13 protein-coding genes and 4 pseudogenes are annotated in these 13,192 nt (G+C 68.9%); 10 read left to right on the top strand and 7 right to left on the bottom strand.

Annotation, left to right across the window (positions count from 1 at the left end; all coding sequences use genetic code 11):
- Positions 1-231 (top strand): annotated as a pseudogene (locus A5708_RS08210) (TetR/AcrR family transcriptional regulator); the annotation flags it as partial.
- Between the two features lie 399 nt (positions 232-630).
- On the opposite strand, the gene A5708_RS08205 reads toward A5708_RS08210, so the two are convergent.
- Positions 631-1,125 (bottom strand): cupin domain-containing protein, encoded by a 495-nt coding sequence (locus A5708_RS08205; RefSeq protein WP_065028145.1) that lies wholly within the window; start codon positions 1,123-1,125, stop codon positions 631-633.
- A 29-nt stretch (positions 1,126-1,154) separates the two neighbouring features.
- Here A5708_RS08205 and A5708_RS08200 point away from each other — a divergent pair, with 29 nt between their 5' ends.
- Positions 1,155-1,853 (top strand): M24 family metallopeptidase, encoded by a 699-nt coding sequence (locus tag A5708_RS08200; RefSeq protein WP_065028144.1) that lies wholly within the window; start codon positions 1,155-1,157, stop codon positions 1,851-1,853.
- Between the two features lie 8 nt (positions 1,854-1,861).
- On the opposite strand, the gene A5708_RS08195 is transcribed toward A5708_RS08200, so the two are convergent.
- Entirely contained in the window at positions 1,862-2,776 is a 915-nt protein-coding gene (locus A5708_RS08195; protein ID WP_065028143.1) for an SDR family NAD(P)-dependent oxidoreductase, read from the bottom strand.
- 103 nt (positions 2,777-2,879) lie between these two features.
- On the opposite strand from A5708_RS08195, the gene A5708_RS08190 reads away from it, so the two are divergent.
- The 4 genes from A5708_RS08190 to A5708_RS08175 all read left to right on the top strand — a co-directional run bounded on the left by A5708_RS08190 (position 2,880) and on the right by A5708_RS08175 (position 6,639).
- Entirely contained in the window at positions 2,880-3,446 is a 567-nt protein-coding gene (locus A5708_RS08190) for a TetR/AcrR family transcriptional regulator (protein ID WP_065028142.1), read from the top strand.
- A gap of 176 nt (positions 3,447-3,622) precedes the next feature.
- Complete coding sequence (gene groL / locus A5708_RS08185; RefSeq protein WP_065028141.1) at positions 3,623-5,248, top strand: chaperonin GroEL; 1,626 nt, start codon at positions 3,623-3,625, stop codon at positions 5,246-5,248.
- A 156-nt stretch (positions 5,249-5,404) separates the two neighbouring features.
- Entirely contained in the window at positions 5,405-5,779 is a 375-nt protein-coding gene (locus A5708_RS08180; RefSeq protein ID WP_065028140.1) for a heme-binding protein, read from the top strand.
- Between the two features lie 35 nt (positions 5,780-5,814).
- Positions 5,815-6,639: an SDR family NAD(P)-dependent oxidoreductase gene (locus A5708_RS08175; RefSeq protein WP_065028139.1), complete on the top strand. Its 825-nt coding sequence runs from the start codon at positions 5,815-5,817 to the stop codon at positions 6,637-6,639.
- Here A5708_RS08175 and A5708_RS08170 read toward each other — a convergent pair.
- The 4 genes and pseudogenes from A5708_RS08170 to A5708_RS08155 all read right to left on the bottom strand — a co-directional run bounded on the left by A5708_RS08170 (position 6,628) and on the right by A5708_RS08155 (position 10,106).
- On the bottom strand, positions 6,628-7,137 hold the full coding sequence (locus tag A5708_RS08170; RefSeq protein ID WP_065028138.1) for a carboxymuconolactone decarboxylase family protein: 510 nt from the start codon (positions 7,135-7,137) through the stop codon (positions 6,628-6,630). The two genes, A5708_RS08175 and A5708_RS08170, sit on opposite strands and share 12 nt — an antisense overlap.
- Before the next feature lie 128 nt (positions 7,138-7,265).
- A complete protein-coding gene (locus tag A5708_RS08165; protein ID WP_065028137.1) occupies positions 7,266-7,661 on the bottom strand; it encodes a hypothetical protein in 396 nt (131 codons plus the stop codon).
- Positions 7,662-7,800: 139 nt separating this feature from the next.
- A pseudogene (locus tag A5708_RS08160) lies at positions 7,801-8,337 on the bottom strand (PPE family protein); the annotation flags it as partial.
- 38 nt (positions 8,338-8,375) lie between these two features.
- Complete coding sequence (locus tag A5708_RS08155) at positions 8,376-10,106, bottom strand: N-acyl-D-amino-acid deacylase family protein (RefSeq protein WP_065028136.1); 1,731 nt, start codon at positions 10,104-10,106, stop codon at positions 8,376-8,378.
- Positions 10,107-10,153: 47 nt separating this feature from the next.
- Between A5708_RS08155 and A5708_RS08150 the strand changes: the two genes are divergently transcribed.
- The 3 genes from A5708_RS08150 to A5708_RS08140 are packed head-to-tail and all read left to right on the top strand — an operon-like array spanning position 10,154 to position 11,913.
- A complete protein-coding gene (locus tag A5708_RS08150) occupies positions 10,154-10,525 on the top strand; it encodes a VOC family protein (RefSeq protein ID WP_065028135.1) in 372 nt (123 codons plus the stop codon).
- A gap of 10 nt (positions 10,526-10,535) precedes the next feature.
- The gene (locus A5708_RS08145) at positions 10,536-11,048 is read left to right on the top strand and encodes a mycothiol transferase (protein ID WP_065028134.1); all 513 of its coding nucleotides are present in this window, start codon (positions 10,536-10,538) and stop codon (positions 11,046-11,048) included.
- 10 nt (positions 11,049-11,058) lie between these two features.
- Positions 11,059-11,913 carry a hypothetical protein gene (locus tag A5708_RS08140; RefSeq protein WP_065028133.1) on the top strand — a complete coding sequence of 285 codons (855 nt, stop codon included), beginning with the start codon at positions 11,059-11,061 and terminating at the stop codon, positions 11,911-11,913.
- A gap of 9 nt (positions 11,914-11,922) precedes the next feature.
- Here the strand turns inward: A5708_RS08140 and A5708_RS08135 are convergent.
- Positions 11,923-12,999 (bottom strand): annotated as a pseudogene (locus A5708_RS08135) (thioredoxin family protein); the annotation flags it as partial.
- On the opposite strand from A5708_RS08135, the pseudogene A5708_RS27425 reads away from it, so the two are divergent.
- A pseudogene (locus tag A5708_RS27425) lies at positions 12,982-13,192 on the top strand (cytochrome c biogenesis protein DipZ); the annotation flags it as partial. The pseudogenes A5708_RS08135 and A5708_RS27425 sit on opposite strands and share 18 nt — an antisense overlap.

The following is a 13,192-nucleotide window of genomic DNA, read 5'->3' as shown; positions in this document are numbered from 1 at the left end:
CTGCGGCGCGTCGTCGCCGGCAGCCTGATGGGCGCCGCACAGCTCGGCGTGGACGAACACGAGCGCCTGATCCGCAGCGGCCTGATCGCGTCCCAGACGATCGGCCTGGCGCTGATGCGCTACGTCTGGAAGATCGAGCCCATCGCGTCGATGACCGACGACGAGGCCGTCGCGGCCATCGGCCCCAGCCTGCAGCGCTACGTCAACGGCGACCTGACGCCCGCGACGTAGCGACGGACGGTATGTGCGGTCGTCGGCCCGAAGGGCGTGCCACGCGCGGCCGTCGAGCCATCGCGGGCGGTGCGAGCAACAGGCGCGCCCGGGCCCGATCGCGGTATCCCCGCCCACCCCGCTGATAGCCGCTCACCCGGATACCGCGTTCCGGCACGGCGACCGGCGCCGGTAGGCGCGGCCGAAAGTCCGGTGTGCTCCGGGGTTTTGGACGTTTGATCCGCAGGCTGATCATCACCGGGGCGCTCATCGACCAATCGATTCTCTGCCGCATCCAGGCCGCAGCCCGCTTCGACGGCTTCCTCGTCCGCACGGCCACACCCTACGCCCACCGTTGCCGGGGCCGGAACAAAGATCAGAAACGTTACGGCAGAGGAAATTTCGCGTTAATGCAAGGGTTTACTGCACCCAGAAATTATCGTGGCGGATAAACCACTCCCGGCGCTCGTCGTCGGTCATATCGGCAAGGGCCGCAAAGCCTTCGAAGTAAGCCTCGCGGGGCGCGCCGGGCGCGAACAACATCAGGATCGATGCCGGCTCATCCGCCTCGTTGCGAAAACCGTGCACACCGCCGGGCGGCACGTAGAGGAAGTCGCCCTGATGGCCGTCCGCCCACTGCGTGCCGTCGTAGAGCTTCATCGTCCCGGACAGGACGAAGAACGCCTCGGACATGGCGCGGTGGAAATGCGCCGGGGGGCCGCCGCCGGCCGGGGCGATGTCGACCCGGTAGAGGCCGTAGTCGCCGGCGGTGTCCTGTTGGTTGGCCAGGTAGTGGTACTTGACTCCGGACGTCTCGTAGTCGGGCGGTTGATCGGCCCGCTTGAACCAGGCGCTGACCTCCGGTTCGTCTTCGGTGTATCGGGCGGGCGGGTAGGGCGGCACGACGAGGGACATGGTTCCAGTGTGCGCATAACATCGCTGCTGTGGACCGATCGACCGCCGAAGGTGTTCGCGTGCAACGGCTGCTGGATGCCGAGCGCAAAGCCGCGCAACTGTTCGAGGAGATCGAGCGGCGGGCCATGATCCGCCCCGGGCTGGCCGAGAAGGAACTCTCCGACCAGATCCACGATCTCGCCGGCGAGATGTTCGGGGTGACGCGGCACTGGCATCGGCGGATCGTGCGGGCCGGGGAGAACACGCTGCAGCCGTTTCAGGAGCGCCCACCGGATCGGACGATCGTCGACGACGACATCGTGTTCCTCGATCTCGGCCCGATCTTCGAGGAGTGGGAGGCCGATTTCGGGCGGACGTTCGTGCTCGGCGACGACCCGCACAAGACGGCCCTTCGTGACGCGCTGCCACGGGTTTGGCAGGCCGGCCGCGATCACTTCGCAGGCCAACCCGAGATCACCGGCGCCGAGCTGTTCGACTACGTCGTCGGGGTGGCCCGTGCCGAGGGCTTCGAGTGGGGCAGTCGCATCGCCGGCCATCTGATCGGCGAGTTCCCGCACAAGAAGATCGCCGGTCCCGGCGTCGAGTGGATCATCATGCCCGGATCGAACAAGCCGATGCGTCGCACCGATCCGCGCGGGCGCATCTGCCACTGGATCCTCGAGATCCACCTCGTCGATCGCCCGCGCGGCTTCGGCGGTTTCTACGAGCAGCTGCTCGACCTGGGCTAGTCGGCGGGCTAGTCGAGGGGGTAGACCACCCCGGTCAGCTCCTCGGAAATCGCCCACAGCCGGCGCTGCCGGTCGGCGTCGTGCGACTTGGCGCTGGAGCCGACGAGCTTGGGGGAGCCCTGCGACTCCGCGAAACCGGAGGGGCCGTAGTACTGCCCGCCCTGCACGGTCGGGTCGGTGGCCGCTCGCAGGCTGGGTAGCGCGCCGCCGGCCGCGTCCTGGGTGATGAGGGGTGCGACGACCCGGAAGATGGCCTCCACCGGACCGGGCAGGTGGCGCATCAACTCGGTGTCCGAGAAGCCGGGGTGCGCGGCGGCGGCGATCGTCGTGCCGTGCGGGGCGAGCCGTCGTTGCAGTTCATAGGTGAACAGCAGGTTGGCGAGCTTGGCCTGCCCGTAGGCGGCGACCCTGTTGTAGCGGCGCTCCCACTGCAGATCGTCGAAGTGGATGTCGGCGAGGATGCGGTGACCGACGCTGCTGACCGTGACGATCCGCGAGCCGGCGACCGGCAGCAGGCGATCCAGCAGCAGGCCGGTGAAGGCGAAGTGGCCCAGGTGGTTGGTGCCGAACTGCAGCTCGAAGCCGTCCTTGGTGGTGGACTTCGGCGTGTACATCACCCCGGCGTTGTTGATCAGCAAGTCGATGCGGTCGTGCGTGGACCGCAACTGTTCGGCCGCGGCGCGGACGGACGCCAGCGACGTCAGGTCGAGCTCGGCCAGCGCGACATCGGCGTGCGGGCTCTGGGCGGTGATCCGGGCCGCCGCGTCCTTGCCCTTGTCCAGGTTGCGCACCGCCAGCACCACGTGGGCGCCGTGGTCGGCCAGCCCCAGGGCGGTCTCGTAGCCCAGGCCGGTGTTGGCTCCGGTGATGACGGCGACCCGGCCGGTCTGGTCGGGAATGTCCGCGGTGGTCCACTTGGCCATGAGAGGCTCCTTGAACTTGTAGAGTAAACGGGGCGAGCGCTCCGGTTGAATGTCACTATACGGAACGCACGCCCCGTTTTGTCAACCGTTGAGGAGTGAACAGATGGCGCAGCCGGAACGCCGGTTGCGCGCCGACGCGGCGCGCAACCGGGCACGCGTGCTGGACGTCGCCTACGAAATCTTTGCGGCCGAGGGTCTGTCGGTGCCCATCGACGAGGTCGCCCGCCGGGCCGGCGTCGGCGCCGGCACCGTCTACCGGCACTTCCCGACCAAGGAGGCGCTGTTCCAGGCGGTCATCGAGGACCGGATGCAGCGGCTGGTCGACGACGGGCGGGCCCTGCTGGACTCCGTCGGACCCGGCGAGGCACTGTTCGCCCTGCTGCGGTCGATGGTGCTGCACTGGGGCGCGGCCGATCGCGGCCTGGTCGACGCGCTGGCCGGATTCGGGATCGACATCGCCACCGCCGCGCCCGTCGCCGAGGACGCGTTCCTGGCGATGCTCGACGAGCTGCTGCGGGCCGCGCAGCGGGCGGGCACCGCGCGCCCGGACATCGGGGTGCGGGAAGTGAAGGCGATCATGGTCGGGTGCCAGGCCGCGGAGGCCTACAACCCGGACTTGGCCGAGCGGGTGACCGACGTCGTCGTCGACGGTTTACGCGCTGGGCGATAGGGCTGACCTCTTCTTGCACTCGACATGGGCGAGTGCTAAGAATGACTTGGCACTCGCGACCAGCGAGTGCTAGGTCGGGACGGTGAGACCTAGCCAGAAGACAGCTGCGGTCGTCCGTCGCGGGCACTGCACCCGGCCAGAACGTGTCATCCCCAATCCGGAGGAATCACTTCGCAATGGCCAAGACAATTGCGTACGACGAAGAGGCCCGTCGCGGCCTCGAGCGGGGACTCAACGCCCTCGCCGACGCGGTAAAGGTGACGTTGGGCCCCAAGGGTCGCAACGTCGTCCTGGAGAAGAAGTGGGGTGCCCCCACGATCACCAACGATGGTGTGTCCATCGCCAAGGAGATCGACCTGGAGGACCCCTACGAGAAGATCGGCGCCGAGCTGGTCAAGGAAGTCGCCAAGAAGACCGACGACGTTGCCGGTGACGGCACGACGACGGCCACGGTTCTGGCCCAGGCACTGGTCCGCGAGGGCCTGCGCAACGTCGCGGCCGGCGCCAACCCGCTTGGGCTGAAGCGCGGCATCGAGAAGGCCGTCGAGAAGGTCACCGAGACCCTGCTCAAGTCGGCCAAAGAGGTCGAGACCAAGGACCAGATCGCTGCCACCGCGGCCATCTCCGCGGGCGACCAGTCGATCGGCGACCTGATCGCCGAGGCGATGGACAAGGTCGGCAACGAGGGCGTCATCACCGTCGAGGAATCCAACACCTTCGGCCTGCAGCTCGAGCTCACCGAGGGCATGCGGTTCGACAAGGGTTACATCTCGGGTTACTTCGTCACCGACGCCGAGCGTCAGGAAGCCGTCCTCGAGGACCCCTTCATCCTGCTGGTCAGCTCCAAGGTTTCGACCGTCAAGGACCTGCTGCCCCTGCTGGAGAAGGTCATCCAGGCCGGTAAGCCGCTGCTGATCATCGCCGAGGACGTCGAGGGCGAGGCGCTGTCCACCCTGGTCGTCAACAAGATCCGCGGCACCTTCAAGTCGGTGGCCGTCAAGGCCCCCGGCTTCGGCGACCGCCGCAAGGCGATGCTGCAGGACATGGCCATCCTCACCGGTGGCCAGGTCATCAGCGAAGAGGTCGGCCTGTCGCTGGAGAGCGCCGACGTCGCCCTGCTGGGTAAGGCCCGCAAGGTCGTCGTCACCAAGGACGAGACCACCATCGTCGAGGGCGCCGGTGACTCCGACGCCATCGCCGGCCGGGTGGCCCAGATCCGCAGCGAGATCGAGAACAGCGACTCCGACTACGACCGCGAGAAGCTGCAGGAGCGCCTGGCCAAGCTGGCCGGCGGTGTTGCGGTGATCAAGGCAGGGGCCGCGACCGAGGTCGAGCTCAAGGAGCGCAAGCACCGCATCGAGGACGCGGTTCGGAACGCCAAGGCCGCCGTGGAGGAGGGCATCGTCGCCGGTGGTGGCGTGGCCCTGCTGCACGCGACCCCGTCGCTGGACGAGCTGAAGCTCACCGGTGACGAGGCGACCGGCGCCAACATCGTCCGCGTTGCGCTCGAGGCTCCGCTGAAGCAGATCGCCTTCAACGGTGGTCTGGAGCCCGGCGTTGTGGCCGAGAAGGTCCGCAACTCACCCGCCGGTACCGGCCTGAACGCCGCCACCGGTGAGTACGAGGACCTGCTCAAGGCCGGCGTTGCCGACCCGGTGAAGGTGACCCGTTCGGCGCTGCAGAACGCGGCGTCCATCGCGGGTCTGTTCCTCACCACCGAGGCCGTCGTCGCCGACAAGCCGGAGAAGGCGGCCGCACCCGCGGGCGACCCGACCGGTGGCATGGGCGGTATGGACTTCTAAGTCCACGACTCACACACGGGAAAAGCCCGGCCCTCGCAAGGGGCCGGGCTTTTTCGTGCGTGCCGGTCACAGGCCACTCCTGGACCCTTCGCACGGCTGGTTATGGGGTAATTGATGTACTGGACATTCGAATAGTCGGCGCGAAGGGAACACGCAATGAGCAAATCGTTATGGCGCACAGTGTTTGGAGTGATCGCCGGCTGCGTTCTGGGCGTCATGATCGAGCCGACCGCGGCGGCGGCACCCGATCCGTGCTCAGCCAGCGGGGTCGCCGCCACCGCGAGCGGCGTGCTGAACTCGGCAAGCGGCTACCTCGACGGCCATCCCGAGGCCAACAACGTGCTGACCGCCGCGGTCAACCAATCGCCCGCTGACGCGAAGTCGTCTGTCCGTGGGTATTTCCTCGGTCATCCCAATGAGGCGTTGGAGCTGAGGGGCATCGCGCAGCCGCTGCTCGACCTGCGCAGCCGATGCAACGCATCGGTGTCGCCGGATCAGTTGGCGGCGTTGTTCGACGCGCTGTCCGGCTAGGCGGGAGCGCGCAGGCGGCGGGTAGGTTCGAACCCGTGGCCCTTCCGAGTCCCGCACCCACCAGCACCGCCGTCGTGACCGGCGCGTCGTCGGGAATCGGCGCCGACATCGCGCGCGAGTTGGCCGACCGCGGCCACGGCGTCACGCTGGTCGCCCGCCGCGAAGAGCGGCTGCGCGGGCTGGCCGACGAACTCGCCGGCCGCGTGCGCGTCGAGGTGATCGCTTGCGACGTCGGCGATTCCGCCGCCCGCGCCGGCCTGTTCGAGGAGGTCGAGCGTCGCGGCCTGACGACCGACATTTTGGTCAACAACGCCGGCATCGGCACCATGGGTTCGGTGACCAGAACGCCCGTCGACGACGAGATCGCCCAGGTGCGGGTCAATGTCGAGGCCGTCATCGATCTGAGCACCCGCGCGGTACAGCAGATGGTGCCGCGCGGCCGCGGCGCGATCCTCAACGTCGGATCCACGGCGGGTTATCAACCCTTTCCGGGACAGGTCGGCTACGCGGCCACCAAGGCGTTCGTCAACAACTACACACAAGGGCTGCGCGGTGAGCTCGCCGGCACCGGTGTCACCGTCGCCCTGCTGTGCCCGGGGCCGGTGCGCACCGAGTTCGTGCAGAGCGCCGGCATGGACGAGCGAGACTTCGCCGACGCCTTCCCGAAGTTCATGTGGAAGCCGTCGCGCGAGGTGGCGCGCGCCGGAGTCGACGCGCTGGACCACGACCGCGGAACGGTGATACCCGGGCTGCCGAGCCGGATCAGCACCCGCCTGTTTCAATTCATGCCGCGGCGGGTGTTGTTGCCGCTATTGAAGAATCAGCATCCCAGCCTGCGCAGGGACCGCTCAGCGCGCTGACCCGGGCCAGGGCCGCATCCAGCCCTCCACCGGAAGCGCGAGCGCGTTGCACAGCGTGCAGATCGTGCGGTACCAGCCCACTGCCGTGAGCAATTCGATGCGCTGCTCGTCGTCCAGGTCGCGGCCCAGCGCGCCCCACGTCGCCTCCGACCACGAGCCGGTGCGCTCGAGTTCGTCCACCGCCGCGATCAGCGTCCGCTCGGCCGGACTCCACCGCGGGTCGTCGGGGCCGCCGGTGACCAACGCGTCGCACTCGTCGTCGCTGACGCCCGCGATCGGGCCCCAGAACGCCGCCTGCCCGCCCCACTCGTATGCACAGCCCACCAACGCGCAGCTGCGAAGGATGGCGATGGTCCGGGTCCGGCCCGGCAAAAGCGCTGCAACATAAAGGGATTCGCCGAGCTTGCGCAGACGGGAGGCCAGCGCGGGGTGACGCTGCAGGCAACGCACCAGCAGCAGCGGCTCGTAGGTGCGGTCGGGGTGACCCCAGCTGTTGATGCCTGTGGCATCTTCTTCGCTCCAGGGCGGAGCGAGCGGTGCGACGGCGGCTCACGGATGAGACTGTACGACTCTGGCCCGATGGCGGCGACCCGCAGCGCCCGGCTTCGCCGCGCTTGCGATCGCCGCTAGGCCGGCAGCGAGAACACCACGCAGTCGTGCAGGCAGCCCTTGGCGGCGTCGGGGGAGTCCGCGTCGCGGTGCAGCAGCGCGCGGGTGGGCACCACGGTCAGGCGGGCGGTCTCGGCGCCGGCCTCGGTGACTTCGGCGGTGCCGTCGACGATCAGTGAGTAGCCGCCCGGTTCGGCGGGCGGCCACAACAGGGTCACGTCGGCGCGCTGGGCGAGGTTGTTGCGGGTCCGCCCGCCGATGAGCCCGACGTCGAGGGCGGCCTCCCGCAGCTGCGGCTCGACGGTCACGGTGTGCACCCGGTATCCGTCGTCGACCGTGATCAAGTACGCATACGGGTAGTCGGCCAGCGCGTCGGCGAGCGCCTCGAGGTCGACCTTCTTCTTGGTGCGCATGATCTTCCAGGATAGGCGCGGGATTTCGGTGCTACTGGGGTGGCGAGGGCCGCAGGAACCCGGCGATGCGCGACGTGTAGCCGCGGGCGACGGCGCCGGAACTGGCCGGGCGCGTGACGGCGGTACTGGTATTGGAGAAGCCGAGGTTCTGCAGCACCTGGTTCCAGGGCGGCAACTTGGCCACGGCCGCCGACGCGTCGGCGTGATAGCCGAACATCGCCGCGACGTCCGAGGCCCACATCTGCTCGTAGGCCGCCTCGATGTCGGCGATGGCCGGGGTGTTCTGACCCAGGTGATTGTTAGCCGCCAACGCCGATACCAGCGCGCGGTTGGCCGCCACCACGGCCGGCTGCACGGTGGCGGCAAGGGCCACTTCGAAAGCGGTCGCGATGGCCGAGGCCTGGTGCGACACCTCTTCGGCCTGCGCGGCGGCCGCGCTGAGCCAGCTCACGTATTGACTGGCCACGGACATCATGGCCGCCGACGACGCGCCCTGCCAGGACCCACCGGCCAGATCTGTCGTCACCGAAGAAAACGACGATGCCGACGATGCCAACTCCTCGGCCAGGCCGTCCCACGCCGCCGCGGCAGCAAGCAGCGGCCCGGGACCAGGACCGGAGAAAATTAGTGCCGAGTTGACTTCTGGCGGCAACCACGCAAAATGCGGGTTCGTCACGGACCCAACTTAGCTGGTATATGCCACTTTTGGTGGCGTTATCGCGAGGCTGCGGGGACCGGCTGGCGACCGCGCACCAACTTGCCTGGCCGAGCGTCGGTGGGAACGCCGTGCTCGGCGATGACCTCCCCGGCCACAATCGTGGCGACGTACCCGTCGGCGGTCTGGTCCAGGCGCCGGCCGCCGGCGGGCAGGTCGTAGCTGATGATGGGCTTGTGCAGCCGCAACGAGGCGTGGTCGATGACGTTGAGATCGGCCTTGTAGCCGACCGCGATCCGGCCGCGATCGGCCAGCCCGGCGATGCGGGCGGGCACCGACGTGAGCTCGCGAACCGCCTCGGACACGGTGAACCGCCCGGCCTTGCGGTCCCGTGCCCAGTGCGTCAGGAAGTAGGTCGAGTAGCTGGCGTCGCAGATCATCCCGTAGTGCGCGCCGCCGTCGCCGAGGCCGAGCACCACGTCCTCGCGGTGCAGCAGCTCCCCCACGGTGTCCAGCGAATTGTTCTGCAGGTTGCTGGTCGCGACCAGCAGCATGGCCCGGCCCTCGTCGTCGAGCAGCCGGTCGTAGGCCTCCTCCATCGGATCCACGCCGCGGGCGCGGGCCCGGGCCCCGATGCTCGTCGACGGGTCCGGCTCGTAGTCGGGCGTGTCGCCCAGCGGGAAGATCCAGTCCCACATCTGGGCCACGAAAAGAATCGGGTGACCGTGGCCGGGCTTGTCGGCCAGGATGCGGGCCCGGACCTCGGGCTTGCGCATCTCGGCCACCCGCTCGGCCAGCGGCAGGTGCGCGATCTCGCGGTAGCTGGGGTAGAGCACGAAGGGGTTGGCGGACAGCTGCAACCCGATGATCAGACCGATCGGCCGCGGCAGCAGCTGCGCCGTGATGTCGCCGCCGGCCGCATTGGCCTTCTCGATCATCGTGATGGCGTCCGGCCAGGTCGGGTCGCCGGCGTTGGCGACGACGAGGGTGAAGGTGACGGGCAACCCGACGTCCTCGGCGACGTCGAACACGGTCTGTAGCACCGGCTGGTAGCCGCCCGACGGGATGTCGGGAACGAACTGCAGCAGGCCGCCGCCGCCGTCCACGACGCCGCGGGCGATCTGCTCGATCTCCTCTCGGGCCGCCTCGTAACTCGGGATGGGAGAACCGCTTTCGGTCTTGTGGATGGTCAGCCGCGACGACGCGAAGCCCAGCGCGCCGACCTCGATCGCCTCCTTGGCCAGCTCCCGCATCTTGGCCAGGTCGTCCTCGGTGGCCGGCTCGCGGTCGGCGCCGCGCTGGCCCATCACGTACACCCGCAGCGGTGAGTGCGGCAGGTAGGCCGCCACATCGATGTCGCGCTTGCCCGACTCGAGCGCGTCCATGTATTCGGGGAACGTCTCCCACGTCCACGGCAGCCCGTCGGTCATGACGACGCCGGGAATGTCTTCCACCCCGGCCATGACGTCGACCAGCACGTCGTGGTCGGACTGGCGGCAGGGCGCGAAGCCGACCCCGCAGTTGCCCATCACCACGGTCGTCACCCCGTGCGCCGAGGACGGAGTCAGGCGCTCCGACCAGATGGACTGGCCGTCGTAGTGGGTGTGCAGGTCGACGAAGCCGGGCGTGACCAGCAGCCCGGTGGCGTCGATCTCCCGCGTGGCGGTCGCGCCGTTGATCGCGCCCACCGCTTCGATGATGTTGTCTTTCACGGCCACGTCACCGACGTACGGCTCACCCCCGAGCCCGTCGACGATGGTGCCATTACGGATGATGAGGTCGTAAGTCATTCAAACAATCTACGACCGTTGCGGTTCGTCGTGCCAGGATCTTCTCCGTGATCGACCACGTGGGAATCAACTGCGCCGACTACGCCAGATCGCAGCGGTTCTACGACGCGGTGCTGGGGACACTGGGCTTCTCCCGGCAGCTGGATGTGGGTCGCGCCATCGGGTACGGGCGTGCGGGCAAGCCGACGTTCTGGATCTCGGCCGCGCCGGCGGGACCCAACCGGGAGATTCACCTGGCTTTCGAGGCCACCGGCAAGGACGCGGTGCGCGCCTTCTACCAGGCGGCCGTCGAGTTGGGCGCCGAACCGTTGCATGCGCCGCGGCTGTGGCCGGAGTATCACGCCGGCTATTTCGGGGCCTTCGTGCGCGACCCGGACGGCAACAACATCGAAGCGGTCTTCCACGAGATCCTCCCGTAGTGTCGCGGGTATGGCCGACGATGCCGCCGTTTTCCAGGAGCTGCTGCGCGACGCGTTCACCCGGTTGATCGAGCACGTCGACCAGATCACCGAGGGGCTCACCGACGAGGTGTCCGGCTACCGGCCGGCGCCGAACGCCAACAGCATCGCCTGGCTGCTCTGGCACAGCGCGCGGGTGCAGGACATCCAGCTGGCCGACGTGGCCGGTGTCGAGCAGGTGTGGTTCCGCGACGGCTGGGTGGACCGGTTCGGACTGGACCTGCCACGCGACGACACCGGTTATGGGCACACGCCCGATGACGTGGCCAAGGTGCGGGCGCCCGCGGACCTGCTGTCCGGCTACTACCACGCGGTGCACAAGCTCACCCTCGAATACCTCGCCGGGGTCACCGCCGACGAGCTGGCCCGCGTCGTGGACACCAACTGGGATCCGCCGGTGACGGCCAGCGCGCGGCTGGTGAGCATCATCGACGACTGCGCCCAGCACCTCGGGCAGGCCGCGTACGTGCGGGGGATTGCGTAGATTCGCAGGCGTGCGATTCGCGGCGACCGTGCTGTTGTGGCTCATCACCACGCTCGCGCTGGCGGTCGCGATCCCCGCGGCGTGGACGCAACTGCACATCGTTGACGCCGACGGCTACGCCGCGCTGGCGCAGCACGCGGCGACCGACCCGGCTGTGCAGTCGGCCATGGCGTCCGAATTGACCACCCGGGCAATGACTCTCATCGCCGAGCATGGCGGGGGCCGCGCCCCGGTCGACAGTTCCGAGGTGCACGAGGCTGCCCGCGCCTTCACCGCCGGCCCGGCTTTCCCGCCGCTGTTCGCCCGGGCCAACCGGGCGGCGCACGGCTGGCTGTTCGGCGACCCGGGGGCCGGCGACGACGGCAACCAATGGGCGGTCGACGTGGCGCCGATGCTCAACGACGGCGCGATCCAGCCGCTGCTCAGCCGCCACAACGTCACCGTGCCCGCGAAAATCACTGTCCCGCTGACTGTTTCGGTCCCACACTCGATGCGGCAGGGGCGGCTGAGCCGGCTGGCCACCTGGGGGCCGTGGGTGAGCGTGGGCGCGGCGGCGCTGTGCGGTGTCTGCGCGCTGCTCACGGTGGCCGCCGCGCGGCGCCGCGGCAAGGCGCTGAGCAGCCTGGGTGTCTCGGCGCTGCTCGTCGGGGCGGGCGGATGGGCGGGCATCGAGGTCGCCGGGCGCTACGTCAACGATGCGCTCAACCGCACCACCGGCAACATCCGCAGTGTCGCCGAGGTGATGGTCGACCAAGCCGAAGCCGGTCTGCACCAGTGGCTCAACGCCGCGCTGCTCGCCGGCGCCGCGCTGGTGGGATTCGGCGTGGTCGTCGCGATGCTGGGCAGCCTCGCGAAGAAGTCGTGAGCCCGGCGGCTAGCCGAACGTGAACGAAAACACCTGCAGGCCCTTGCTGACCTGCATGTCCAGCTGATCGCGGTGCGCGGAGTCGTCGGCGACGATCCGGTGCAACGTGGGCGCTCCGCCGATCGGTGTCGTGGTGGTCTTGCCGTCCCGGGTCACGGCGAGCGTGCCGGTGCCGCCGACGACGGCGTAGACCTCTTTCGCGGTGTAGTTCAGCCGGACGACGGAGTCGTCGCCGTCGGCCGTGGCCCCCTGGTCGTCCAGGGTCCAGCGGCCGCGCAGGGCGAACTTGTCGTCGGCCAGGCTCGGCGGGAAGGTCAGCGTGCCCGACTTGTAATCCCCGCTGCCGCCGTAGTTTCCGCTCTTGCCGACACCCAGGTAGGTCTCGGGTGTGAGCATGGTCCGCGGGGTGGTGTCGGCCCCGTGCACCCCGGCGGGCAGCTGAATGCCGGGATGGGCGTCGGTTAGCAGCTTGCGGATCAGCTTTTCGGTGTCGTCGTAGTCGCCCTCGCCGAACTTGGTATGCCGCACTTGCCCGTTCGCGTCGATCAGGTACTCGGCCGGCCAGTACAGGTTCTGAAAGTTGTTCCACGTCGCATAGTCATTGTCGAGTGCGATGGGATAGGTGATGTGCAGATCGGCGGCGCCGCTGGCCACGTTGGCGGGCACCCGCTCGAAGGCGTACTCGGGGGTGTGTACACCGATGACGAGGAGCCCGCTGTCGCGATACCGGTTGTACCAGTCGATCACGTGCGGAATGGCGCGCTGACAGTTGATGCACGAGTAGGCCCAGAAGTCGATCAGGATCACCTTGCCGCTCACCGCTGCCGGGTCTAGCGGCTTGCCGTCCGGGGTGTTGAGCCACCCGGTGATACCGGTGAGGGCGGGGGCGGGTCCGCACTGTTGCAGTTCGGTGGAGCCGCTGGAGCAATCGCCGAGCGCGCCGTCGACGGTGCTGCTGGGCCGGCTCAGCTGCAGCCCGCTGCCCTGGGCGGGCTGCTGCATGGGGGCCGGACCCAGGCTGCGCTCGATGTCGTTGGCCCCCAGCTTGTTCTGCATTGCGGTCGTGTAGTCGGGGACGGCGCGCTGGTGTTGACCGCGACGTTCGCCATCGGCAACGCGTTGCCGCTGCTGGCCTTCGCCCTGGCCGGGCGGCGCGTCGCCGAACGAGTGGCCGCGTTCCGGCGCCGGCAGCGCGTCATTCAGATCGCCGGCGGGATCGCGATGATCGTGCTGGCCGTGGCGCTGGTGTTCAACCTGCCGGCGATGCTGCAGCGCGCCG

The sequence above is a fragment of the Mycobacterium colombiense genome (assembly GCF_001672755.1).
Classification (GTDB): Bacteria; Actinomycetota; Actinomycetes; order Mycobacteriales; family Mycobacteriaceae; genus Mycobacterium; species Mycobacterium colombiense_C.
The sequence above is the reverse complement of the archived record's forward strand: the minus strand, read 5'-3'. Positions and strand labels throughout refer to the sequence as shown.